The sequence below is a fragment of the Stenotrophomonas sp. AR029 genome, from assembly GCF_047520695.2.
Taxonomy (GTDB): domain Bacteria; phylum Pseudomonadota; class Gammaproteobacteria; order Xanthomonadales; family Xanthomonadaceae; genus Stenotrophomonas; species Stenotrophomonas sepilia.
The window spans coordinates 70092-96333 of record NZ_JAXBQQ020000007.1 but is presented as its reverse complement, the minus strand read 5'-3'; the positions used below and the strand labels follow the sequence as shown (position 1 = coordinate 96333).

14 protein-coding genes are annotated in these 26242 nt (G+C 68.8%); all 14 read left to right on the top strand.

Features of this window, described 5'->3' with window-relative positions:
* Positions 1 to 225 precede the first annotated feature (225 nt).
* Positions 226 to 906: an STN domain-containing protein gene (locus tag ACM0PB_RS17965; RefSeq protein ID WP_065196405.1), complete on the top strand. Its 681-nt coding sequence runs from the start codon at positions 226 to 228 to the stop codon at positions 904 to 906.
* A gap of 16 nt (positions 907 to 922) precedes the next feature.
* The gene (locus ACM0PB_RS17960; RefSeq protein ID WP_065177664.1) at positions 923 to 1453 is read left to right on the top strand and encodes an RNA polymerase sigma factor; all 531 of its coding nucleotides are present in this window, start codon (positions 923 to 925) and stop codon (positions 1451 to 1453) included.
* Positions 1454 to 1521: 68 nt separating this feature from the next.
* Positions 1522 to 2502 (top strand): FecR family protein, encoded by a 981-nt coding sequence (locus tag ACM0PB_RS17955; RefSeq protein ID WP_414604861.1) that lies wholly within the window; start codon positions 1522 to 1524, stop codon positions 2500 to 2502.
* Positions 2503 to 2560: 58 nt separating this feature from the next.
* Positions 2561 to 3112 (top strand): hypothetical protein, encoded by a 552-nt coding sequence (locus ACM0PB_RS17950; protein WP_005416804.1) that lies wholly within the window; start codon positions 2561 to 2563, stop codon positions 3110 to 3112.
* Positions 3113 to 3256: 144 nt separating this feature from the next.
* Positions 3257 to 3814, top strand: coding sequence for a hypothetical protein (locus tag ACM0PB_RS17945; RefSeq protein WP_240431614.1), 558 nt, complete (start codon positions 3257 to 3259; stop codon positions 3812 to 3814).
* A gap of 57 nt (positions 3815 to 3871) precedes the next feature.
* Positions 3872 to 4309, top strand: a complete 438-nt coding sequence (gene gspG / locus ACM0PB_RS17940; protein WP_005416799.1) for a type II secretion system major pseudopilin GspG — start codon at positions 3872 to 3874, stop codon at positions 4307 to 4309.
* Between the two features lie 9 nt (positions 4310 to 4318).
* Positions 4319 to 5224 carry a type II secretion system minor pseudopilin GspK gene (gene gspK / locus ACM0PB_RS17935; protein WP_032954238.1) on the top strand — a complete coding sequence of 302 codons (906 nt, stop codon included), beginning with the start codon at positions 4319 to 4321 and terminating at the stop codon, positions 5222 to 5224.
* The gene (gene gspL, locus ACM0PB_RS17930) at positions 5221 to 6384 is read left to right on the top strand and encodes a type II secretion system protein GspL (protein ID WP_171956492.1); all 1164 of its coding nucleotides are present in this window, start codon (positions 5221 to 5223) and stop codon (positions 6382 to 6384) included. The genes gspK and gspL overlap by 4 nt, the downstream gene beginning before the upstream one ends.
* Positions 6381 to 6908, top strand: coding sequence for a type II secretion system protein M (locus tag ACM0PB_RS17925; RefSeq protein ID WP_171956491.1), 528 nt, complete (start codon positions 6381 to 6383; stop codon positions 6906 to 6908). Before gspL ends, ACM0PB_RS17925 begins: the two co-directional genes overlap by 4 nt.
* On the top strand, positions 6905 to 9286 hold the full coding sequence (gene gspD, locus ACM0PB_RS17920; RefSeq protein ID WP_065185679.1) for a type II secretion system secretin GspD: 2382 nt from the start codon (positions 6905 to 6907) through the stop codon (positions 9284 to 9286). Before ACM0PB_RS17925 ends, gspD begins: the two co-directional genes overlap by 4 nt.
* Positions 9283 to 10716: a type II secretion system ATPase GspE gene (gspE, locus tag ACM0PB_RS17915; RefSeq protein WP_414604036.1), complete on the top strand. Its 1434-nt coding sequence runs from the start codon at positions 9283 to 9285 to the stop codon at positions 10714 to 10716. The genes gspD and gspE overlap by 4 nt, the downstream gene beginning before the upstream one ends.
* Before the next feature lie 7 nt (positions 10717 to 10723).
* Positions 10724 to 11923, top strand: coding sequence for a type II secretion system inner membrane protein GspF (gene gspF, locus ACM0PB_RS17910; protein WP_065177670.1), 1200 nt, complete (start codon positions 10724 to 10726; stop codon positions 11921 to 11923).
* Positions 11924 to 12193: 270 nt separating this feature from the next.
* Positions 12194 to 13369, top strand: coding sequence for a substrate-binding domain-containing protein (locus tag ACM0PB_RS17905; RefSeq protein ID WP_065196400.1), 1176 nt, complete (start codon positions 12194 to 12196; stop codon positions 13367 to 13369).
* A gap of 164 nt (positions 13370 to 13533) precedes the next feature.
* Positions 13534 to 25917, top strand: coding sequence for a putative filamentous hemagglutinin family protein (locus ACM0PB_RS17900; RefSeq protein WP_414604860.1), 12384 nt, complete (start codon positions 13534 to 13536; stop codon positions 25915 to 25917).
* Positions 25918 to 26242 lie beyond the last annotated feature (325 nt).

Genomic DNA, 26242 nt, shown 5'->3' with positions numbered 1-26242 from the left:
CGCAACGGGCTCTGACCCCAGGGGCAGATGATCATGTCTGTTCGATTCATTGATTCCTGATGCGTGACTGGCCCCACGGAGCCTGCCCCGGCGTCAGCCGTGGCGGCGGTCATCGCAATGACATGTGCCCTCGGTACGGTTTGAGCCCGCTTGCGGGTCGCGCGCGGGCCGGGGTTCCGGTTGTGGTGCGCGACCGTTGCAGCTGCTGTCGCTGCCGAGGGTCATGTGTTCTACGTCAGGGGGCTGAATGGACACCATGCGGTCAGAACTTGGAAGGTGGCCATCGCCGCATGGCTGCTGCTGTCCTTTGCCGCTGCCGCACAGGACGCGGTTCACGCCTACGACATCCCTGCGCAGCCGCTGGAACAGGCGGTCGAGCGCTTCAGTGTCATCAGTGGGTGGTCGGTGATGTACCCCGGCGACCTTGCTTCGGGCCGCAGCAGCCATGCGCTGCGCGGGAGCCTGGCGCCGCTTGTGGCGCTGGAGTCGCTGCTGCAGGACACCGGGATCGAGGCCGAGGTGATCGGCGAGCAGCGTGTGGTGCTGCGCCGGGGCAAGCCCTCGGCCGCGGAACCCGATGTTGGCGCGGGGCTGCCCGAGGCCGAACGCCGGCGTCGCTACGGCGGGTTGCAGCAGCGGCTGCGTGCGGCGTTCTGTGACGACCCGGAGATTGCGCCCGGCCGCTATGCCGCAACGCTGCGCTTCCGCATCGACGGCGCGGGCCAGGTGAGCGAGCCCGAGCTGCTGTCCGGCAGTGGCAGTGATCGCCGCGACGCACGCCTGCTGCAGGCGCTGCACGGCCTGGTGCTGGCGGCCGAGGCCGCCGCGCTGCCACAGCCGGTGACGCTGCAGATCCGTCCTTCCGGCACCGACCACGACTGCGGCCGGCGCGCGCCCCTTCCATGACTTCAAGGATTCGAACATGAGCAACGGTACGGCTGGGGCGGTTGATCTGATGGACCACCTCCTGGGTGCCTACGACGAGCTGAAACGCCGGTTGGTGCGCAAGCTCGGATCGGAAGAGCTGGCCGGCGACGCGCTGCAGGACACGTGGGTGCGCCTGAGTGCGCGCCGTGACCGCCTGGACGCGGTGCAGAACCCTGCGGCCTACCTGCTGCGGATGGCGATGAACACCGTGATCGACCGCCAACGGGCAGACCACCGCCTGCTGAGCCTGGAGGAGGTGGATACGCTGATGGACATGGCCGACCCGGGGCCGGGGCCGGCGCAGGCGGCCGAGCTGGACTTCGCGCTGGAAGACATGGTCGGCCTGCTGCAGCGCATGCCCGAGCGCCGTCGTCGCATCCTGCTGGCAATCCGCGTCGATGGCCTGCAGCAGCGCGACGTGGCCGACCACCTCGGTGTGTCGCTGCGGTTGGTGCAGCGGGAGCTGAAGGCAGCCCAGGACTACCTGGCCGAACGCAGCGGGCAGGGGCGCCAGGTGCGGTTCTGAGCGACGGCATCCGTCTACACTTTGACGCCGAGCAGAACCCCGCAGCGTGCGGGTCCGGCATGAGACCCATGGATCCTGACGACCGCCCGCAACGCCCGCTGGATGCCGTTGAGCGTCAGGCTCATGCGTGGGTGGTGCGGCTGACCTCGGGCGAGGCGACCGCTGCCGATGGGCGCCGGTTCCGTGCATGGTGCGAGTCCGACCCGCGTCATCGTGAAGCGTTTGGCCGTGCGCGCAGGCAGTGGGAGCAGGTGCGGCTGGCCGGCGAGCGACTGCCCGCCGGCGCGCGCGAACCGGTCGCGCCGACGCCGGCCCAGCGCTGGAGCCGGCGCGCCTTCCTGGGCGCTGCGGTGGCAGCGCCAGCCAGTCTGGTGGTGGCGGCGGCGCTCCGCCCGCCGCTGGGATTGTGGCCCTCGGTGACGGCGATGGCGGCCGATTTCCACACCGGCACAGGTGAACGACTACAGATCGCGCCCTTGCCGCAGCTCAAGATCGAACTGGATACGCAGAGCAGCCTGCGCCGCCGCGCGCACGCGCAGGGCGAAGGCTTCGAGCTGGTGCAGGGCCAGGCCGCGATCGAAACCGGCGCTGGCCTGCGCCTGGCGCTGTTCGCGGGCCCGGGTTGCGTGATTACCGATGAAGGTGCGGTGCGCCTGGACGTGCGCAACACCCACGGCCAGGTACGGGTGACCTGCCTGCAGGGTAGCGCCCGTATCGAGCACCCGCAGGGCCGCCTGCAGCTGCAGGCCGGCCAGCAGACCCGGTTCGACGAGCGCCTCAGTGGCGTCGTGGCCGAGGCCGTAGCTTCGGAAGTGAGTGCCTGGACCGAAGGCATGCTTGTGTTCCGCCGCGCACCGCTGGGCGAGGTGGTGGACGAGATCAACCGTTACCGGCGGGGCAAGGTACTGCTGGGTGAATCGGCATTGGCGCGCGCGCCGGTCAGTGGCCGCTTCCGCATCGATGATCCGGACGCGGCGCTGGAGCAGCTGCGACTGACGATGTCGCTGGATCTGCGTCGCTTTCCGGGTGGCATCGCCGTCCTTGGATAGATGAAGGCGCTGGCCGTGCGCGCCGCGCAGGGCTGTTGCAAGCGAGGAGAAGCCAAGGATGCGCAACGAGACCATCGGTGTGCTCGATCTGCGTCGCAATCTGTCTGCATTGCTGGAAACCACCCAGCGAAGGCCCTTGATGGTGCATCGCTATGGTTCGCCCTGGGTGTGCGTGGTGTCTGACGCGCAGTGGCAGCAGCAGGCGGTGCTGCTGGACTTCAATCCGCAGTCACACCCATTGGCGATGCTGCTGCGGCTGCAGCAGCAGGAGATGCCCTTGGTCGAATCCGGGGCGCTGCCGCCTGCGGCGCTTGCACGCGCACTGCTGTTGGCGGACATCCATGGCATCGACGATCTCACGCAGCTGCATGAGCAGGTGCTGCATCATCGGCTCTGGCACTGGTTCGTGGCGGGCGCCCATGGGGTGATGGACGGGTGGCAGCTGCCCGCACTGCGCGTCGCGCTGGCGTCATGGTGCGATGACGTGGACATGACCGATGCACTGGTCGCATTCGCTGCCCGCAGCGACGTGGCGGTACTGGCCCGCCGTTGTGGGGGTGACGCACCGCGGCTGCAGCGCGAAGCCTGCAGGCGGATGACGCTGCGATGACGTTGCCGATGAAGCGCCACCCCGTGCACAGAGTTGCATTCGCGGTGTCGCTTCACCTGCCTTGCTGACGTCTTCTCCAGAGTACGACGCACCACGCGTCGCGGAGCACGGGCGGCGTAGATGGAAGACAGTCGCAGGATCAGCATGCTGGAGCTGGATCGCCACCTGAGCCAGTCACTGGAACAGGCACGGCACACGCCACTGAACGTGCAGCGCTACGGGCGCTCGTGGGTCTGGGTGCTGTCCAGTGACGCCTGGGTGGATGCGGCACGCTGGGCGGCACTGGACAGCAGTGCGCATCCACTGGCGGCACTTCGAAAGGCCCTCGACCTGCGGCTGTGGCCCTGGCCCGACGCGGCCATGAGCGCGCTGCCGCTTGGCGCAGCCGATGCGCGGCTGCTGCAACGTGCAGCGCTGCTGGTGGTCGTGCGTGATCTCAACAGTGCACAGCGTGTGTACGACGACCTGCGCTACCACCAGGCCTACCGGATGTTCATTGGCCTCGACCACGGCACCGCGTGGTCGCCGACGCAGTGCGTGCGCCTGTTGCAGGCGTGCGTGCATCCGTTGCTGCGCGGGTGCATCGACGAAACACTGGCCAGCGTGCCGCCTCACCTGTTCGAGGCGGCACGCGCGCCGGCTGCACGAGCGGCCGCACAGGCAACCGCGCAGCGAATCGCAGGCGGATGTTTATCGTACTGACACATGCACCGCTGACCATGGTGCAGCGGTCTCTTCCAGGATGACGAGGGCGGAACAATGGCAAGGCAGGCAGGTGGTCGCAGGGCTCGGCAGCAGGGCTTCAGCCTGATCGAGATCATGGTGGTGGTGGTGATCATCGGCATCCTTGCCGCGCTGATCGTGCCGCGGTTGATGGACCGTCCGGACCAGGCGCGTGTGGTGGCGGCGCGCCAGGACATCGCGGCGCTGATGCAGGCGCTGAAGTTGTTCAAGCTGGACAATGGGCGCTATCCCAGTGCCGAACAGGGCCTGCAGGCGCTGGTGAAGCCGCCGCAGGGCAGCGGTGCGTTGCCGGTGACGCCGTATCTGGATCGCCTGCCGAATGATCCGTGGGGCCATCCGTACCAGTACCAGGTTCCAGGCACTCATGGCGACATCGATGTGTTCTCGCTGGGTGCGGACAGCAAGCCCGGTGGCGACGCCGGGAACGCAGACATCGGCTCCTGGCAGCTGTGAGGCGTGCTGATGGCAGCCCGGACGCGTTCGATTTCATGCATCCACCAGCGTGGCGTGGCGGTGATCGTCGCCTTGCTGGTGGTGGCATTGGTGGCCGTGATTGCCACTGCGCTGCTGACCCGGCAGTCGGCGCAGCTGCGCGCGCTTCGCGGCGACCAGTTGCGCGCACAGGTACGCATGGCGGTGGATGCGACGCTGGAGCGTGCGGCGCAGCAGCTGCGTGAGGATGTCAAGGAACAGCTGACCACGGTGCGCAGCGGGCGCTGGGCGCGCCCGTTGGAACTGCAGGCGCCATTGCCGGTGCAGCTGCAACTGGTCGATGCGCAGTCGATGTTCAACCTGCGCAACCTGCTGGCACAGGGCAGACCGGACCCCGAGGCGCGGGGCGCGTTCGTCGCGTTGTGCGCCGGGCAGGGGCTGGGCCAGGGCACCTGCGCATCCGCGGTGGACCACATCCAGGCGCGCCTGCGCGACGGCGATGTGCAGGCGCAGGCACCGCTGCCGCGCGAATCACTGATCGAACAGGCGCTGGTCGGCGCTGACCCGGTGGCGTTGCAGGCGTTGGTGCGGCGCACAGTGGTGTTGCCGGCGCAGACCCTGGTCAACGCCAACACCTGCGACCTGAGCGTCCTGCAGGCGGTGGCGCCTGCGGTGGAACCGGCAAGGCTGCAGGCGCTGCTCGCTGAGCGCGACGCCGGCCACTGGCTGCTCAACCGCGGTGACATCGCCAACCGACTCCAACTGAGCAACGAACAGATGGCCGTGCTTCCGCTGGGTATCCATAGCGAGTGGTTCCTGGCCGTGGGCCGGGTGCAGGCTGACGGCAGCGCGGTTGATTTTCGCGCGCTGCTCTGGCGCGAGTACCGCGACGACGGGGTACGTGTACAACGGGTGTGGACGAGGATCGGCGCATGACGGTGCAGCTTCGGGTGCGCCTGCCGCCGTTGGCGCACCTGCGCGCCGACAGCGCGGTGGACTGGGCGCAGCTGCACAAGGACGAGGTAGTGGCACACGGCCGCGACACGCTGGCCGCGCTGGGTCTGCGGCATCCGCGGGCCACAGTGCATGCCTGCCTTGACCCGAACGACCTGATCCTGCTGGAACTGCAGCTGCCACCGCTGTCCGGGCGCCGCCTGCAGGCGGCGTTGCAGGGTGAGGTGGAGGCCATGCTGCTGGATGACCTGCAGGACGTGGCGCTGGCCCACGGTCCGCAGGCGGCAGACGGTACGGTTCCGGTGGCCTGGCTCGGCCAGCAGGCCATCGCGCAGGTGCAGCAGCTGCTGGCCTCGTGTGCGCTGCAGCTGCAGGCGTTGTATCCGACGCCACTGCTGCTGCCCTGGCAGCGCGGCCACGCCACGCTGCAGGTCAGCGGCGAGCATCTGCTGGTGCGCAGCGGGCGCGATCGGGGACTTGTCCAATGGTATGGCGGACGTGACGCGTCCGCGGTGATGCAGGCGTTGGCCACCCGCCTGCAACAGGCCGGGGTGCGGGCCGTGCAATGGATCGACAGCGTACCGCCGGCGTGGCCGGACAGCCTGCCGGCCAGCGCCGTTGCACATGAGCAGCAGGCCTGTGGTCCGTTGCCGGGTTGGTCATTGCCGCTGCCCGGCGCAGGCCGTCAAGCGCCGCGACTGGCGATCGGCCTGGCACTGGCGGCGGTGCTGCTGGCTGCACTTGGCCTGCAGTGGCAGGTCTCGCGTTGGCGGATCGAGGGTGCGGCGCTGCAGCAGGGCATGGCACGGCAGTTCAGCGCACGCTTTCCGGAGGTCACCGATGTGGTGGACCCGGTGTTGCAGGCAAGGCGAGCCCTTGCGGTTCCACCGCCGACGCCGCCGTTGCCGGCGCTGCAACGTCAGATCGCCAGCACGCTGCACGCGGTTCCGGAGCTGGCGGGTCAGGTGCACAGCCTGCACTACCAACCCGGGCAGGTGTACCTGGAGCTGGACGCCGATGCCCAGGCATTGGCCGACGATCCACAGCGGCTTGAGCGCTGGCAGCAAGCGATGCAGGCGCAGGGACTGCAGCTGGCGCGCGATACCGGTGGACGCCTGCGGGTGAGCGGAGCGGGACAGTGACGACCCGAACCCTGCGGCTGGGCCAGGGGCTGGTGGGCCTGCAGCAGCGCTGGCAACGCCTGCCACCGCGCGACCGGCTGATGCTGTGGGTGATGGTGGTGGCGCTGCTGGTAGCGGGCCTGTGGTCGTTATGGCTGGAGCCCCTGCTGAAGCAGCGCATGCACTGGCAGGCCGAACTGCCACGGCTGCAGGCGCAGTCCCGCGCACTGGCGCCGCTGCTGCGCGCGCGTGAGCGCCAGCAGCTGGCGCAGGGCCAGCATCCGACCCTGGCCGGGCTGCGTGACCAGATCAAGGCTGCCGGTCTGGCCGACGGCCTGCATATCGAAGCGCGCGACGGGCGCTGGCACCTGCAGGTACGGGCCGTACCCGCCGATGCGCTATGGAACTGGCTGCTGCCGCTGCTGGCCGACCCGGCCATCGAGTTGCAGCAGCTGCAATTGACACGCACAGGGGATGCGAACATGCCGGCGGCACGGATTTCAGGACACATCGTGATGGTGGCAACTGCGGGTGCCCATCCATGAGGGCGATGCGCAGCCTTGCCTGCAGTGCCGCATTGGCGCTGATCGTGTGCATGGGCCACGCGCCGGCACCCGTGCTGGCGCAGGACACCCGCGATGAACCGGTGCAGTTGAACCTGGTCGACACCGACATCGGCGGCGTGCTGCGCATGGCCGCGCGCTTCACCGGGCGTCAGTTCCTGGTCGACCCACGCGTGACCGGCAAGATGACGGTGGTTTCCGATGGCCCGGTCAGCCGTACCCAGGCCTACCAGTTGCTGCTGGGCGCATTGCGCATGCGTGGCTTCGCCGTGGTCGAGAACGGCGGCGTCAGCCGGGTGGTGCCGCAGGCCGATGCCAAGTTGCTCGGTGGACGGGTGGGCAGCGGTGGTGCAGGGGGCGAGATCGCCACGCGCACCTTTGCGCTGCGCTATGAGAATGCGGCGGCGCTGGTGGCTGTGCTGCGGCCGATGATCAGCCCGGACAATCCGATCACCGCCAATCCAGGCAACAACACCCTGGTGATCACCGACTACGCCGACAACCTGGATCGCATCGCGCGGGTGATCGCCAGCGTCGACACGCCCGCCGGCATGGACACCGATGTGGTGAAGCTGCAGCAGGGCATTGCGGTGGACGTGGCGGCAATGGTCGCACCGCTGCTGGATGCGCAGGGTGCCGAGCCGGGCCAGAAGGTGGTGGTGATGGCCGACCCGCGCAGCAACAGCGTGCTGCTGCGTTCCAGCAGCCCGGGCCGCACCCGCCTGGCGCGGCAGCTGGTGGAAAAGCTGGACCGTGCCCAGGACGAGTCCGGCAACCTGCATGTGGTCTACCTGCGCAACGCCCAGGCCAACCAGCTGGCCGGTGTGCTGCGTGGCGTGGTAGCCGGACAGAGCGATGCACCGGCAATGGGCAGCAACCAAGGAATCACCCCGCTGCCGGGTGACGCCAACCGTCCCACGCCCACCCAGACGTCGCAGCCGCAGCAGGCCAAGCCCGGGGGCAATGCGCTGGAATCGCAGCGGCTGGACCCGAGCCGGGGCGACCCGATCGATGCAGGAAGCACCGGCTTCAGCCAGAACGGCATTTCGGTACAGGCGGACGTGGCCACCAACACCCTGCTGATTTCGGCGCCGGAGCCGGTGTACCGCAACCTTCGGCGGGTGATCGACCAGCTCGACCAGCGCCGTGCGCAGGTGCTGGTGGAAAGCCTGATCGTGGAGGTCAACCAGACCGACGCGGCCGAGCTGGGCGTGCAGTGGATGCTGGGCAACGGCCGTACGTTTGGCGGCACCCATTTCGGGGGCGCTACCGGCGGTAGCGGGCTCAATACCGGTGCGCGTACCACGCTGGACGTGCTGCCCAAGGATGGCCTGAAGATCGGCGTGATCGACGGCACCATCAATCTGCCCGGTGTCGGCCAGATCCTCAACATGAAGGCGCTGGCCACTGCGCTGCAGAGCAAGGGCGGCGCCAACATCCTGTCGACGCCGAACCTGATGACGCTGGACAATGAGGCAGCCAGCATCATGGTCGGCCAGACCGTGCCGTTCGTCAGTGGCCGCTACGTGACCGACGGTGGCGGCGGCAGCAACAACCCCTTCCAGACCATCGTGCGCGAAGACGTGGGCCTGAAGCTGCGGGTGCGCCCACAGATTTCCGAGGGCGGTACGGTGAAGCTGGACATCTACCAGGAAGTCAGCAGCATCGACGCGCAGAGCGCGAACAGCACGGCCGGCATCATCACCAACAAGCGCGCACTCGATACCAGCGTGCTGCTGGACGATGGCCAGATCATGGTGCTCGGTGGCCTGCTGGAAGACAGCGTCAGCCACGGCCGTGATGCGGTGCCGGGGCTGGGGAAGATCCCGGTGCTGGGTGCCTTGTTCCGCAGCGACTCGCGCAAGCGCGCCAAGACCAACCTGATGGTGTTCCTGCGTCCGCACGTGGTACGCGACCCGGCCGCAGGACAGCGCCTGACCCGCGACCGCTACGACTACATGCGCAATGCGCAGGCCGGCGCGCAGCCCGTACAGAGCTGGGCCTTGCCCGCGCTGTCGGCGCCGCAGCTGCCACCGCAGGACCTGTCGGTACTCGGCCAGGGCAATGCGCGCGATGGCCACGGCCAGCCGTTGCAGAACACCAGCCTGGCAGCGTTGTATCCGGCCGGTGACGGCGATGCGCAGCTGGTGCAGTTCGCACAGGGGCTGGAGCCGAGCCGTGCCAGCCAGGGCGTGGCGCAGGTGCGGGCGCTGGGCCTGCAGGCCTACGCGGAGGCGACGCCGGGCGAGAGTGGGCAACGCCTGCGCGTGCGGCTGCCGCGTGATCCGGTGAAGTTGGACCCGGCATTGCAGCAGCTGCGCGGGCTGGGCTACACGCCGGAACTGGTGATCGGGCCGTGAGCGCCGTTTTGCCGCTGCCGTACGCGTGGGTGCGCAGCCACGGCGTGATGCTGACCGAAGCCGGTGGCGAGCCGGTGCTGCTGGGAACGGACGATACCGCAGCGTGGGCCGTGGCCGAGCTGCGCCGGCGGCATGGCCCGCTTCCGTTCCAGGCATTGGATGCCGCGACTTGGCAGCAGCGGTTGGGTGAGCAGTACCGTGACGGCGGTGATGCCGCTGCCGTGGTCGGTGCCGCCGAAAGCGAAGTCGATCTGGACCGGCTGTTGCAGGACATGCCGGAGGTCACCGACCTGCTGGATGCGCAGGACGATGCACCGGTGATCCGCATGATCAATGCGCTGCTGGCACAGGCCGCGCGCGATGGCGCCAGCGATCTGCATATCGAGCCATTCGAGACCCATTCAGTAGTGCGCTACCGGGTGGACGGCACCCTGCGCGACATGGTGCAGCCACGGCGCGCATTGCACGCGGCGCTGGTGTCGCGCATCAAGATCATGGCCCACCTGGACATCGCCGAGAAGCGGTTGCCGCAGGACGGGCGCATCGCGATCCGCGTGGGCGGGCGGCCGCTGGACATCCGTGTTTCCACTGTACCGACCGGGCATGGCGAGCGCGCCGTGCTGCGATTGCTGGAAAAGGATGCCGGCCGCCTGCAGCTGCAGCGCCTGGGCATGGCCGATGACACCTTGGCCACGTTCACCGGATTGATCCGCCAGCCGCATGGGATCGTGCTGGTGACCGGGCCGACCGGCAGCGGCAAGACCACGTCGCTGTACGCCGCGTTGGGCCAGCTCGACAGCAGCACCAGCAACATCCTCACCGTGGAAGATCCGGTGGAGTACGACTTTGCCGGCATCGGCCAGATCCAGGTCAATGCGCGCATCGGCATGAGCTTCGGCACCGCACTGCGCGCGATCCTGCGCCAGGATCCGGACACCATCATGATCGGCGAGATCCGTGACCTGGAGACCGCACAGATCGCGGTGCAGTCGTCGCTGACCGGGCACGGTGTGCTGGCTTCGCTGCACACCAACGATGCGGTCTCGGCGGTGACCCGCCTGGCCGACATGGGCGTGGAACCGTTCCTGCTGGCCTCGTCGCTGCGCGGTGTGCTGGCGCAGCGGCTGGTGCGGCGGCTGTGCACGCAGTGCCGGCGTGCCGAGCTGGATGGCGAAGGCCGGACCGTATGGCGCGCAGTGGGCTGCACGGCCTGTGCCAACAGTGGCTATCGCGGACGCACGGGCATCCATGAGCTGTTCGTGGTGGACGACCGGGTACGCGCACTGATCCATGAAGGGCAGGGTGAGCCTGCGCTACGCGAGGCGGCGCGGCGGGCCGGCATGCGGACCCTTCGGCAGGACGGCCAGCGCTGGGTCGACAGCGGGGTGACCACGCCGGAAGAGATCCTGCGCGTCACCGGCGACGATTGAGGCCTGCATGGCACTGTTCGACTACCAGGCTGCCAACGCGCAGGGCCGCATCGAGAAGGGTCAATTGGACGCCGACAGCCCGCGCGGTGCTCGCCAGCTGCTGCGTGGGCGCGGTCTGACACCCGTGCAGGTCAGCGCGGCACGGAGTGCAGGCACTGGCTGGGGCGCTCGCCGCCTGTCGGCCAGCGAGCTGGCCTGGGCCACGCGCCAGCTGGCCAGCCTGCTGGCGGCCAGCCTGCCGTTGGAAGCTGCATTGAGTGCGGTGATCGAACAGGCCGAGCGCCCGCACGTGGCCCAGGCACTCACCGCTGTGCGCGCCGACGTGCGCGCCGGCCAGCGCCTGACCGTGGCACTGGCCGCGCGGCCACGCGATTTCCCGCCGATCTATCGGGCGCTGGTGGGTGCAGGTGAGGATTCCGGCGATCTGGCGCGGGTGATGGAGCGTCTGGCCGACTACATCGAGGAACGCAATGCGCTGCAGGCCAAGGTACTGACCGCCTTCATCTACCCGGCGGCGATCAGCCTGGTATCGGTGGCGATCGTGATCTTCCTGCTCAGCTACGTGGTGCCGCAGGTGGTGACCGCATTCGTGCAGGCGCGGCAGACGCTGCCGATGCTGACCCAGGTGATGCTGGCCGCCAGCGCGTTCGTGCGCAGCTGGGGCATGTGGGTGGGGCTCGGCATCGCTGCGCTGGTGGTGGCATGGCGGTTGGCGTTGCGCCGGCCGGAACTGCGCCTGCGCTGGGACGCGATGCTGCTGCGGCTGCCGATGGTCGGGCGCTTCGTGCTGGGCGTGAACAGTGCGCGTTTCGCCTCGACGCTGGCGATCCTGCTCGATGCCGGCGTGCCGCTTCTCCGTGCACTGGAGGCGGCGCGGCAGACCCTGGGCAACGCGTTGCTGGCGCGCTGCGCCGATGATGTGTCCGCGCGCGTACGCGAAGGCGCTGCGTTGGGTTCTGCATTGAAAATACAGAAAGTGTATCCGCCGATCCTGGTGCATCTCGTGGCCAGCGGAGAGAAGACTGGCTCGCTGGCGCCGCTGCTGGATCGCGCCGCGCAGACCATCTCGCGCGAGATCGAGCGTCGCGCGATGGCGCTGACCGCCCTGCTGGAACCGACCATGATCCTGGTGATGGGTGGCGTGGTGCTGACGATCGTGCTGGCCGTGCTGATGCCGATCATGGAAATGAATCAGCTGGTGCAGTAGATCCACGCCATGCGTGGATGGATCAACCGACGCGCGCATGGGCGGCACATCCACGCATGGCGTGGATCTACTGGTGCCTGGATTTCTCCACACAATCCTCCACACCTTTTTCCGATCTTCCACAGGTTTCTTAAGCGGCCTGTCATCGGCGCGGACCAGCATGGACCCGTCGCCGCAGAGTGGGCTGGGAGGCCCTCGGCGGCAGCAGGCGTGTAGTGACCGTTCCTCCCTTGGCGTTTCCCTTCGCAGTAAACCCTTCAGGAGAAGATCATGACCAAGTACAAGACCCTGGCCGCGCTGGTTGCCACCGCGCTGCTCGCTACCGTGGGCGCCGCCTCGGCGCAGACCGTTACCGGCGGCGGTGCCTCGCTGCCGGCCGACCTCTACAAGGGTTCGGCCGACAGCATCCTGCCGGCGAACTTCACCTACGCCGTGACCGGTTCGGGTACCGGCAAGAAGGCCTTCCTGGAAAACAACTCGGCGCTGTTCTCGACCACCGGCACCGTGCACTTCGCCGGCAGCGATTCGGTGCTGAGCAGCACCGAGCTGAGCAACTACACCACCAACTTCAACCAGGCGACCAACGCCAACCGCTACGGCGCGCTGATCCAGGTGCCGTCGGTGGCCACCTCGGTCACCATTCCGTTCAACAAGGCCGGTTCGGCGGTGGACCTGAGCGTGGCGCAGATCTGCGGCGTGTTCTCGGGTGCGATCAGCGATTGGTCGACCATAGATGCCAACCGCAGTGGCCCGATCCAGGTGGTGTACCGCGCGGAAAGCAGCGGTACCAGCGAAATGTTCAGCCGCTTCCTGACCGCGGCTTGTGCCGCTGAGAACGCTGAAACCTCGAAGCTGGTGGGCGGCAAGTTCGCCATCAAGTCGACCTTCGCCGACCTGTACAAGCGCGATGCCAACGGCAACCTGCCGGCGTTCCTCGTGGCCGCCCCGGCCACCGGTGGCACCTCGCTGTACAACACGGTCTACGCTGCTGAAGGCCGTATCGGCTACGTTGGCCCGGACGTGATCCCGAGCCTGACCGATGCGACCAAGGTCGCCAAGGTCAAGGGCTTCTCGCCCGACCAGGTGAGCGTGCAGGCCACCCTGGACACCGTCGCTCCGCCGACCGGCACCGATGCTGAGAACCCCGCCAACTGGGTGCCGGTGTTCGGCAACCCGTCGGCTGGCTATCCGATCGCCGGCTACACCAACCTGGTGATCGGCCAGTGCTACAAGGATTCGAGCGTCGCCACCAGCCTGCGCGGCTTCCTGGCCCGCCACTATCCGGCGACCTACACCGTCGCGTATGAGAAGTCGATCACCGACCACGGCTTCATCCCGCTGACCAAGGCGTGGCGCGATGCGATCCGCAACCGCTTCGTGCTGGCCAGCAGCACGGCCGGCCTGAACAACCCCAGCACCTGCGCCGGCATCGGTCGTCCGCTGTAATCCGCAGCACCGGTTGAATCCTGCTTGACGCGACGGTGCCGCCGCCGCAGTGTTTCGCTGTCGGTTTCGTGCCACGTGAACCGTCTATCAGTGGCAGGGCATGCGTTGCGCGTGCCTCCCCGATCGTCGCCGCAGCCGCGGCCCACCAGGTTGATGAGGTTCCGATGTCGCACCCGCTCCCGTCCGTTGTTCGTCCGGCCGCGTCGATGCGCCGCAATCATCCGATGGCGTGGGCCATCGCAGTCGCACTGGGGAGCATGGTGGCCCCGGCCAGCCAAGCGCAGCAGGCGTTCAGTCCGGGCTGGTTCGCCGAACGAGGCGCGGCCCAGGGCAGCGCGGCACAGAGTGGCCGGATGCCCAACGGCGTGCCGATCCAGTTCCAGTTGCCGGCCCAGCAGCAGGACGCAGCACGGCAGAAGCTGCAGCAGTCGATCGACAATCTTGGCACGGCGGCGCAGGCGATTGCCCTGCAGCAGCGCCTGCAGGAACAGGCGCGGCAGGCGCGCCGCGAAGCTGGCTTCATCGTTGCCGATGGCCTCGGCAAGGACGGCCTGAGCGTCGACCAGAATCCGCTGACCCGTGGCTGGCTCAATGCGCGCGAGGCGATCCAGTCGCAGGGCAGCGACGGGCGGGTGCAGGTCACGGTCGAGCAGACCGCGGACAAGGCGATCCTGAACTGGGAGACCTTCAACATCGGCGGCAACACAACGCTGAACTTCCTGCAGCACCCTGACTGGGCAGTACTGAACCGCGTCAACGATCCGCAGGCGCGGCCCAGCCAGATCCTGGGCCAGCTGAAGGCCAATGGCACGGTGTTCGTCGCCAACCGCAACGGCGTGGTGTTCGGCAACAACAGCCAGGTCAATGTACGCAATCTGCTGGCGGCTGCAGCACGGATCAGCGATGCACAGTTCCGCGACAATGGCCTGTACAGCCCCGACGCCAGCAGCAGCACGCTCAGCGATGCATTCGGCAAGGTGATGGTGGAGCAGGGTGCCCGCATCGCGACCCATGAGCCGACCAGTGCGACGCGCGGCGGTGGCTACGTGCTGCTGGCCGGGCACAGCGTGGAGAATGCTGGCCATATCGAGGCGCGCAAGGGCCAGGTGCAGCTCGCTGCGGGAGACAGTTTCGTGATCCGGCGCGGCGTGGGTACGGCCACCAACACCAGCTCCACCACCCGGGGCAATGAGATCGCGCCGCGCTTCATCGCCGGCAGCACGGCTGGCAGCGTGCGCAACACCGGCCTGCTGCGCGCGCTTGAGGGTGACGTGACTCTGGCCGGGCGCAGCGTCGAGCAGGCCGGTGTGGCCGTGGCCAGCACCACGCTCGCACAGCGCGGCACCGTGCATCTTCTGGCCTCGGCCAGTGATGCCGGCAGCAGCGTCACGCTGGCCGATGGCGCCACTACGGCGGTGCTGATCGAGGACGATGGCAAGGCCACGGTGCTGGATACGCAGCGCGACAGCCTCATCAAGGAGTCGGCAGAGCAGGACGCGATCCGCGCTGGCGCGCGCTCGGCAACCTTCGACAATCTGTCCCAGCACAATGATCGCCGGGACCAGTCGCGGGTGGAGATCGTCTCGGGTGGCAACATCCATTTCAGCAGGGATTCGCTGACGGTTGCCACGGGCGGCCAGATCATCGCCGATGCGGCGGCCCGCAGCTACGTAGACGACGCCGCACGCGTGGACGTGTCCGGCGCAGTGGGCGTGCAGGTGTCGATGGAAAGCAACAATGTCCAGGTCAAGGTGCAGGGCAACGAACTGCGCGATGCCCTGGACAACCGCGACAGCGGCAAGCTGACCAGCAGTGAAGTCTGGGTCGATCGCCGCAGGCTGGTCCACGTTCCGGCCGGTACCGGGGGCTACGAGGGGGAGCGCTGGTACGCTGCAGGCGGCCTGCTGGAGGTGGGTGGCTACCTCGACAACCAGGGGCACTCGATCGGCGAGTGGGCTGCGCAGGGAGGCACCGTCCTGTTGGGCGGCAGGGAAGTGATCACGAACGGTGGCTCACGCATCAACCTTGCCGGCGGCAGCCTGGATGTGCAGAGCGGCGTGGTCCGGCAGAGCTGGGTGCGCGGCGTCGACGGCCAGGTCTACCGCCTTGATGAGGCGCCGGCGGAGATGCTGTTCGATGGCCTGTACAGCGGCCATGAAGTAAAGCAGGAGCGCTGGGGCATCACTGAGACCTTCCGTGATCCGATCGTATTCGCGGCGCAGCGTGTCGATAACGGATACACCGTCGGCCGCGATGCAGGTCGGCTGATCGTCTCCGCACCGACCGCAGTGCTGGATGGGAAGGTTGAGACGACCACCTTCCAGGGCGTGCAGCAGAACCGCAGGCCGGAGGCCGCGCTGGATGGCTATGCGCAGGCGCAGACGGCAGTGGCGCGCAATGCGCAGCTGTACCTGGGGCGCTACGACGGCCAGGGCCGCAGTGGTGTGTTCGGCTCGGATGTGCGCCTGGATGACAAGGCTCCGGCGAAGGCGGCGTGGTCGCTGCTGGCTCCGGTCAACGAGGAGCGGCGTGACACGGTGTGGTTGGATATCGCAGCGCTGAGTGCCCAGCAGTGGGGACGGATCGACCTGGCGACCGCCGATCGCATCCGCATCGACGGCAGCCTTCGGCTTCAGGCAGGTGGACAGCTCAACCTGACCGGCAGCGAGGTGGAACTGGCAGGCGACATCGGCATTGCCGGCGGCCAGCTGTCGGCGGGCAACCTGCTGGATGTCCAGGGGCGGCCGACGGCGCTGCTGCACGATGGCCGCGCCCGCACCGCCATTGCCGGCGGCACGCGGATCGATCTCTCCGGTGAATGGAGCAACGCGTCACTGGCGATGCCGCTCGACGCCAGCGGTGCCTGGACGGATGGCGGCCGCCTGAGCCTGAGCAACAGTCATGACGTGGTCGTGGGCGCCGAGGCAACGGTGGACGTCGAGGCCGGCGCCGCGCTGGACCTGCGCGGTAAAGGCCGCATCGGCAAAGGGGGCAGCGTCAGCCTGCAGGCCAACAGCAGCACGGTTACGACGGACGGCAGTGGCCGGGTGCAACTGGGCGAGGGGAGCCGGTTCAGTGGCCGAGGACAGGGCAGTGGTGCCTTCTCGCTGGGAACCGGTGGCCGCGTTCGAGTGGGCGATGCGGACCCGGCGGGCGCGTCGCTGCGACTGGATCCCGGCCTGTTCGGCAGTGGCTTCGCACAGTACGACATCAACGGCCACCAAGGCGTGGCGGTGGCCGACGGCGCGCGGCTGGTCGCTGCCCTGCCAGGCCTGCGCCTGACCCAGGACGCGCAGATGGCAACCGATCGGGCGTCCGCACTGGCGGCGTGGGATGTGCCGCTGTACAGCGCCGATCCATCGAACGGGCGCGTCAGCCAGCGCGCCGGTGCGAGTATCAGCCTGCGTTCGGACCGCAACAGCGTGGGCGGTGACCTGCGCGTCGGCAAGGATGCGCTGGTGGCGGTCGATCCAGGGCAGACGATCTCGCTGCTGGGTGCAGGCAACATCGATGTTGAAGGCACACTGCTTGCGAAGGGCGGCCGTATCGTGATCGACGATGTGCGTCCGCAGAATGCGCTGTACGCCGGGCAGCGCACCGAACGCACCTGGCGTTTCGCCGAAGGCGCGCTGCTGGATGCCGATGCAGACGCAATCTCGTTGCCCGATCCCAGCGGCCGTCTGCGTGGGCAGGTGCGCGCGGGTGGACGCATCGAGATCGGCGGGGCGCTGGACTGGGAGACCGCAGCATTCGTCGACAACCGACCACCGGAAGCGTTCGTAGTGGTCGAACGCGGCGCGCGCCTGCAGGCGCGGGGGGCGTCGGCCGAGCTGGATATCGACGGCCAAGGCCGTGTACGCGTGGACAGCGACGGCGGGCAGATCGTGCTGCGCTCGGCCAATGCGCTGTATCTGGAGGGCGGAATGGACGCGGCCGCCGGTGGTGCCGGCGCACGCGGTGGCACGCTTGGGCTGGCCTTCGGCGGCAGCATCCATGCACGTGGCGCCAGCGAGGAGGTACTGCGGGCACGTGCGATCACCCTCAGCCAGCACAGCGCACCGGTGCAGCCACTGCCGGCCGCATTGGAGTATGGCCACGCCGCGTTGTCGGTCGAGCAGCTGCAGGCGGGCGGCTTCGACAACCTGTCCGTGTTCGGTGACATCCGCGCCGTTGGCGATGTCGACCTGCGCCTGGCCCAGAGCCTGCGCATCCATGGCCAGGGCACTTCGAGCCTGGGCATGGCCGTGGCTGCCGGGCCGTCGTCGGCGTTGCGGCTGAGTGCGCCCTACGTCCGCCTGGCGCAGGCGCGCTGGGGCCAGCTGGCGGGCGAGAACCTGCAGGGCACTGCGGCGGTCGCTTCGGCCGGGCCGGACGATCACGCGCTGGCGGTGCAGGCCGCGCTGATCGACATCCGCGACGTCACCTGGCTGCCCGGGTTCGACCACGTGGCGCTGGAAAGCCGCAGTGACGTGCGCCTGACCAACGGCATTGCCAGCAGTGGCAACACCAGCGCGTTGATGACGGCCGGTTCGATGGACGTCACCGCTGCGCGCCTGTACCCCACCGCAGGCGCGGTCGGCACACTGGTGGCCGGCGCTTCGGCGCAGACCGTGCAGACCGCTGATTACTGGGCCGATCCAGCTGCCGTGCTGCGAATCCACGGCACAGGTGCGGCCACGCAGCCGGCGCCGGAATCGGCGCTGGGCACGCTTCGCCTGGTGGCCGCCACGGTGCAGCAGGGCGGCAACGTGCAGGCGCCGATGGGCACGCTGCAGCTGGGCGGCCTGATCCAGAACGGAACCATCGGCAGCCGGGTGGAACTGCTGCCAGGCAGCGTTACCTCCACCAGCGGTGCCGGCCTGTCGCTGCCCTATGGTGGCACCGTCGATGGTGTCGACTGGCGGGTAGGCACGCGCAGCCTGAGCTCGCTGGCGCCGGCCGGCATCTCCTCGATGGGGGTGACCCTGAAGGCCAACGAGATCGAGGTGGCGTCGGGGGCACTGCTGGACATGTCCGGCGGTGGTGAGTTGACCGGTGCCGCCTTCGTGTCCGGGCGCGGCGGCTCCGTCGACGTGCTGCGCACGGCGTTGGCCGACGCCAATCCGCGCTACGCGTTCAGTGCGTCGGGCAACCCGGTGTACGCGATCGTACCGGGACGCGCCGAGGCGTTCGCCCCCAGCGGCGAAGAAGGATTCGCAGCTCCGGCGGTGGGCCAGCAGATCACCGTGCCGGCTGGCGTGCCCGGCCTGGCGGCCGGCACCTACACGCTGATGCCGGCAAGCTATGCGCTGCAGCCCGGTGCATTCCGGGTGGAGCTGGGCGCTACCGGCACCTCTGGCATCGTGCAACCGATTGCGACCGGCACCGGCACCTGGCGTGTGTCCGGGCAGCAGCGCACGGCGCTGGGCGCGGCAATCTCGCCGTTGCTCACCGACATCCTGCTGACGCCCGCCGCAGTGGTACGCCGGCACTCGGGCTACAACGAAACCTCCTACAACAGCTTCGCGCAGTCGGTGGCCGACCGCCGCGGCGAGTCGCGTGGCTGGCAGACCATCGATGCGCTCGGGTTGACCCTAGCGCTGGGCGAAGGTGCAGGTCGTGCAGACACGCCTGCCATCCGCTTCGCCGGCACCGCGCGGTTCGGCGCCGCCACCGACAATGGGCGCGGCGGCACGCTGGCAGCCACGTTGGCGAGCCCGGCGGTCGGTTCACTGGAGATCGTTGACGGTAGCGCGCAATCGCAGGCCCGTGATCGCGGCGCCACCTTCAGCGACGACGCGCTCAATGCCTTCCTGCCTGCGCGGATGATCATCGGCGGGCAGTTCAGCCAGGAGGCCTCGCAGGTGGCGGTGACCGGCCAGGCGCGCAGTGTGGCGATCCGTTCCGGCGTCACCCTGAACGCACCGGAAGTGCTGGTGGCAGCGGCCTCCGGTGGCAGCGGCGTGCTGGTCGAGGCCGGTGCGACCCTCGATACACTGCCGTTCGCAACCGCCAACGCGGGTGCCAGCGCGACGCTGCCTTACCAGGTCTCCGGCGGCCTGCTGGCGGTGTCCAACCAGCGCCTGAACCTGATCACCGGCACCACGGGCGTGGAGGCCGGTCCGGTGGCGATCGACATCGGGGGGTGCCAGGCGGCGTGCGACGGCCAGGCCCGGCTGGTTTCCGATGGCAGCATCGCGGTAGCGACCGATGGCACGCTGCAGATGCGCGACTCGGTCAGCTATGGCACCCGTCAGCTCGGCCTGAGCATGGCGGCGCTGAACCTCGGCAGTGCCGAAGCGATCGCACAGGCCGCTGCGGCAGGGGCACTGCCCAGTGGCATGACCATGAACCAGTCCGTGCTGCAGCAACTGCTGCGCGGCAATGATGCCACCGGCGCGCCGGCGCTGGACACGCTGAGCCTGGTCGCGCGGGAGTCTGTCAACGTGTTCGGCAGCGTCGACCTGGACGCGCGCGACAGTGCCACCGGCCGCAGTGGCCTGCAGACGCTTGTGCTGGGTGCGCAGGCCATCCGCGGCTACGGCGCGGCGACCGACCGTGCGCGCATCCTGGTGGACACGCTGGTCTGGGACGGCGCATTGGCGGCGAGCCAGGCGCCGGGCAGCGACGCGTCGGTGCCGCCGGCCGATCCGATGGTGGACCGGCTCGGCGCCGGGCAGCTGGACCTCGTCACCCGCCAGCTGCAGCTCGGGCGGGCACCATTCAGCCGTCCCAGCTCTGAAGTACCTGCGAACCGGCAGGTGCTCGGATTCAGTGCGCTGAACCTGAGTGCTTCGGAGCAGCTGTCGTTCTCCGCGCAGGGCACGCTGGACGTGTTCCAGCAGCGCGGCGACTATCTGGCCGACAAGGGCTGGCAGTACAGCGGAGGCAGCCTCGGCATCGATACCCCGTTGTTGACCGCCGATCCCGCCGCGCAGCTGCGCGTGCGCACTGGCGGCGAGTTCCGCCTGCAGGGGGGCACCGGCAAGGCGGGTGGCGATGCACTGGGCAGTGAGCTGAGCATCGACGCCAACCGGATCACGCTGGACAGCACGATCGCGCTGGCGTCAGGACGGCTGTCGGCGAGCGCACGCCAGGGCATCACGCTTGGCGGCCGGGCGGTGCTGGACCTGGCCGGGCGCAAGGTCCCGCTGTACGACGTGGACAAGTTCAGCTGGGGCGGTGATGTCCTGCTGTCCAGCGACACGGGTGACATCCGCACCGATGCTGCCTCCCGCATCGATGTTTCTGCCCGCAACAACCGCGCCGGGCGCATGACGGTCACCGCAGTGGCCGGCCAAGCCGATCTGGCCGGTGTTCTGCAGGGTGCCGCCAGTGGCCGCTACGATGCCGGCGGCACGCTGGTGCCCTACGACGGTGGCGAACTGGTGGTGCGGGCACGCCAGCTGCAGGACTTCGCCGGCCTCAACCAGCGATTGACCGCCGGCGGTGTCGTCGGCGGCCGCAGCTTCCAGATCGGTGAAGGCGATCTTCGGATCGGCGACGAAGTGAAGGCGCGCCGGGTCGACATCAGTGTCGACGCGGGCAGCCTGACCGTGGCCGGCCGCATCGATGCCAGCGGCGAGCAGGTCGGCAGCATCCGCCTGTACGCCCGCGACCAGTTGCAGGTGGACGGCACGCTGGACGCGCACGGTACCGGCCTGCGCGTGGACAGCCATGGCAAGATCATCGACAGTCCGAACCGGGCCACCATCACGCTGGGCAGCGCCGAAGGCGCCGTGGGTCTGGGCAGCGCGGCGCACCTGGACCTGCGTGCCGGCAGCGGCGTGGCCGTCGGCGACGGCGCTGGACAGAACGACGGCATGGCGCGGGGCTCGCTGAAGATCGATGTGCCGCGGGTGGGCAGCAACGACGCGGCGATTGCCGCGGCCAATGGCCTGCGCATCGATGGCGCGGCCGACATCCAGCTCAATGGTGTCCGCCGCTACGACGATGCGCCCCTGGCCAGCACCGCTGATGTGCGCGGCAACCGCGCGCAGCTGGTTACCCAGCAGTGGCTGGACCAGGTGGTCGATCCGCACAGCGTGGCGTGGGTCGATGGTGCGCTGGGCAACCCGGACCTGCAGCAGCGCACGCGCGCGCTGGGTGATGTCCGCCTTCGTCCCGGTGTGCAGGTGGTGGCGCGGCGCAGCGACGCCAACCCGGACGGCGACCTGACCATTGCCGGCGACATCGATCTGTCCGGCTACCGCTACGGGCCCGACGCCAACCGCGCCGATCCATCGCGGCGTGGCTTCGGCGAATCGGCCTCGCTGGTGCTGCGGGCCGAAGGCAACATCAACGTCTACGGCAGCATCAACGATGGCTTCGCACCGCCGCCGTCCACGCCGGATGAGGGGGGCTGGCAGCTGTATGAGGGTCGCAATGGCAGCGCGGGGCACACCCCCTTCGGCAGCGGCCTGGTGGTGCCGGTGGACGGAGTGAAGCTGCAGCCCGGCACCGAGTTCCAGGCCGGCACCCGCCTGAACTACGACGTGCCGGTCGAATCGGTAACGCTTCCGGTTGGTACCGTGCTGCCCGCGCCGATGGTGATCTCGCAGAATCTGCGCCTGCCCGCGGGTACTGTACTGGGTGCGGCAGTGACCACCGACTCCGGGCAGACGCTGGCCGCGGGCACCGTGCTGCAGGAGCCGCTGGTGCTGGCGGCAGGTGCGCGGCTGGGAGCCGGCTTCCGCCTGCGCAGTGCGGTACAGGTGGCGGCACAGGAGTGGCCCGCCGGCGCGGTGTTGCCGGTTGCGCTGCGCCTGGCACGGGAAGTCGCGCTCAAGGTGGGCGCGTACATTCCTTCGTTGACCAAGGTGGAACTGCCCGGCGACGCGCCAGTGAATCTGCGGCCGGCCGATGCCAACGGCAACCAGGGGCGCAACTGGGCGCTGGCGCCGATGCTGGCCGAGGGCACCACCTCCTGGGACTTGACCGTGGTTGCCGGTGCCGATGTCGGGGCGGCCGATCCACGCAGCCGGCGCTGGGGCAGCGAAGGCAGCGTGGTGCTGGCCGATACCCACCAGGGCTCGATCGGTACGGTCAAGACCGAGATCATCTGGGTGGGTGATCGTGCGTTGACCGAGCGGGCATCGCTGGACTGGATCGGCGACACGTCCTATGCGGGCCGCCCGATCGCAGAGCTGGCCGACATGTTCGGCTTCACCGAAGATGAGTTCTGCGCGATGTCGGCCGACTACTGCGGCCCGGCACCCCGCCAGGTGGCCGCGCAGGGCTCGCTGGATTACTGGGGTGACGAGTCCTACGTGGGCACCCCTGCGAAGGACTTCGCCGCGATGTTCGGCATGACCGAAGACGAGTTCTGCAGTACCGCGCCCACCTACTGCGCCGGCGGCGGCACGCAGACCGAAGTGACCACCTACGGCAAGCGCGCGGGCACGCCGGCGTGGAGCGTGCTGCGCACCGGCAAGGGGGACATGGAACTGCTCGCTGCCGGTGACGTCGTGATGAAGTCAGGCTTCGGTGTCTACACCGCCGGCACTCCCACCGCGCTGGGTGGGGGCCACGACGCTGCCTTCAATTCGCCCCGTGCAGCGGCTCCCTGGAACACCGCACTGCTGGGGCCGAACCTGGTGCCGGGCAGCTATGACGCAGCGATCGCAGGCTACCAGGCCTGGTATCCCGATCATGGTGGCAACCTGCGGGTCGAAGCCGGGCGCGATATCGTCGGCGACGCCTGGACCGCGCGCGCGGAGTCGGGCACCAGCGAGCGCGACTGGGCGCTGTACTCCAGTGCCGCGGTCGGCAATTGGCTGTGGCGGCAGGGAACCGGGAGCACCACCGGCGTGGAGCCGGTGCCGACCAGCTGGTGGGTGAACTTTGGTACCTACACCAACGTGTCCGCTGCCGCTGGCGCCTCTCCGCGGATGGTCGGCTTCACCGGCTTCGGCACCTTGGGTGGCGGCGACCTGACGCTTGAGGCCGGGCGAAATGCCGGCGTCCGCGATCCGATGGGCGACGCGCTGGGCTCGCTGAGCGCACCACGCTCGGGCGCGATCATCGCGGCGGTGGGATCGACCGGCCGCGTCAGCAATGGCCAGCTGCACCTGACCGGTGGCGGCGACCTGCGGTTGCGCATCGGTGGCGCACTGAATCCGAATCTGCAGGCGACGATCTCCAGCCTCAATCCCTCCAGGGCGGGACAGAATCTCGACCTCAACGGTACCTTCAGCAATCTGCGTGGCAGCCTGCAGCTCGATGCCGGGCGCATCGGTGCAATGGGCGTCACCCTGGAAAACTACGCGACGCTGCGTCAGCAGCGCGCGGCAGACCTGTTTGCGCCCGACGCCGCCCGCGCAATGGGCGGACCGGTGCTGGTGCTGGGCGATGCGGTCGCGCAGCTACAGGCACGGGGCGATGTGGTGCTTGGCGGGTTCGCCGATGCAGGCCGGGTTCCGCTGGCCAACTACAGCGCGGTGCTGCAGGATGATGGCGCGCGCGCTGCAGGCAGCACGTGGTTCTCCCTGTGGACCGCCAGCACGGCCGTGGATCTGTTCAGTGCCGGTGGTGACCTCGCGCCAGGCCTCGCCGGGCCGGATAACGTGACCGGCAGCAATCTGTGGCGCGAGCAGGTCCAGCTTGATGTGCGTGGTGGTGATGATCTGCTGAATTACTGGCTCTATCCTTCGCGCTTCAGCGCCATTGCTGCGCAGGGCGACATCAAGCTGGACCGGATCAGCGCCACGCCGGGGACGCAGGATGTGATCCTGCTGGCACCCTCGGCAACGGGACGGTTGGACGTGCTGGCCGGTGGCAGCATCTTCGCCCAACGTGGCGCGACCCAGATCGCGCGCTCGGGCGCGGATGCGCGCCTGCCGGGACCCTTCGACCCCGCATTCCTGGCCCAGCTGGGGGATTCCGGCGGCAATGTGACCCGCTCGCGGCACAACCTGTCGGTCGACGGCAACATTGCATCGCCGGACGCGTCGCTTCCGCTGTTTGCGTTCGGTCCGAATACTCCGCTGTCCTCCGTGTCTGCGGCCCTGGCGCCGAGCCGTTTCTACGCGGTGCAGGGCGACATCATCGGTCTGGCCACCGGCGCCCGGCGCACGCTGGATCCCAACGTGGGGCAGCGCACCCAGCTGAACTGGTTCGAGGCCGCCGGCGCCGTGCAACTGCGGGCAGGCCGGGACATCCTCGGGGTGTCGATGACCGCGTTGAACACCGCGCCCACCGATATCACGGTGGCAGCGGCGGGCCGCGACGTCGTGCATCTGAACGCGACCATCGCCGGCCCCGGCAATACCGAGATCAGTGCCGGCCGCCAGCTGCGCCAGGAGGATGCGGGCAGCATCGTCAGCCTCGGTGGCATCGTGCAGGGCGACACCCGTCCCGGCGCCAGCATCGCGCTGACGGCCGGCAACCAGCAGATCGATTTCGCGGCCCTGCGTGCCCGCTATCTGGACCCCGTCAACCTTGCCGATCCCGCGCAATCGCTTGCGTCGCAGCCGGGCAAGGCAGTCAAGGTCTACGACCAGGAACTGAAGCAGTGGCTGCAGCAGCGCTTCGGCGTGGCTGCTGACGGCGACGGGGCGCTGGCTGCCTTCGATGCGCTGCCGCAGGAACAGCAGCACATCTTCCTGCGCCAGATCTATTACGCCGAGCTGCGCGAAGGTGGACGGGAATATACCGATGCAGAAGGACCCCGCTTCGGCTCCTACCTGCGTGGGCGAGAGGCCATCGCTACGCTGATGCCAGACAAGGCTGCGACCGGCGCGACGATCGACCGTACCGGCGACATCGTGATGTACGGCGGCTCCGGCGTGCGCACCGAAGCGGGTGGCAACATCGAGCTGATGGCGCCGGGTGGGCAGATCGTGATCGGTGTGCAGGGCGTGGTGCCCCCGGCCAGTGCCGGACTGGTGACCCAAGGGCAGGGCGATATCCGGCTGTTCGGCCAGGACAGCGTGCTGCTGGGCCTGTCGCGGGTGATGACCACGTTCGGCGGCGACATCCTGGCGTGGTCGGAGCAGGGTGACATCAATGCCGGTCGTGGTTCGCGCACGACCCTGCTGTACACGCCACCGCGCCGCGTCTATGACGGTTGGGGCAATGTGATCCTGTCGCCGCAGGCCCCGGCCAGCGGTGCTGGCATCGCGACCTTGAACCCCATCGCCGAAGTGCCGCCGGGCGACGTCGATCTGATCGCACCGCTGGGCACCATCGATGCGGGCGAGGCCGGTATACGCGTCTCCGGCAACATCAATCTGGCCGCGCTGCAGGTGCTCAACGCGGCCAACATCCAGGTGCAGGGCGAGAGCAAGGGTCTGCCGGTGCTGGCATCGGTCAACGTCAATGCGCTGGCCGCGGCCAGTGCGGCAGCCAACAGCGCCAGCCAGGCGGCACAGGACGTGATGCGCAAGAGCCAGGACGACGCACGGCGCAACCAGCCGTCAGTGATCAGCGTGCAGATTCTGGGTTTCGGCAGCGGCACCAGCAGCGTAGCGCCGCCGGCCCGTGGCACTACCGCCAACAGCGGCTACGACGCCGACAGCGCATTCCAGTTCCCGCAGGCCAGCCGCGACGACGGCACGCAGCGCCGCTAGGTGCCGACCCTGATCGGCACGATCGCGGCCGGCAGTAGATCCACGCCATGCGTGGATGGGACTGACCAGGAAGAACGGACGGCATCGGGCCAGCCGCCAGGGAATGGTGGCGGCCCCAGCCAGGACGGCACGGAGGGCAGGGAGCGGCCATCGGCGGTGAGGACCACCGACACGGCGCCGCCGGGCGCAGGATGGCACCCGGCGGCAGGCTCGGCAGTAGATCCACGCCATGCGTGGATGGCTGGGCCAGCATCAGTGCCGACCAACGGTCGGCACCCACCAGGGCAGGCCGGGCAGTAGAAGCCGCTCGGCAGTAGATCCACGC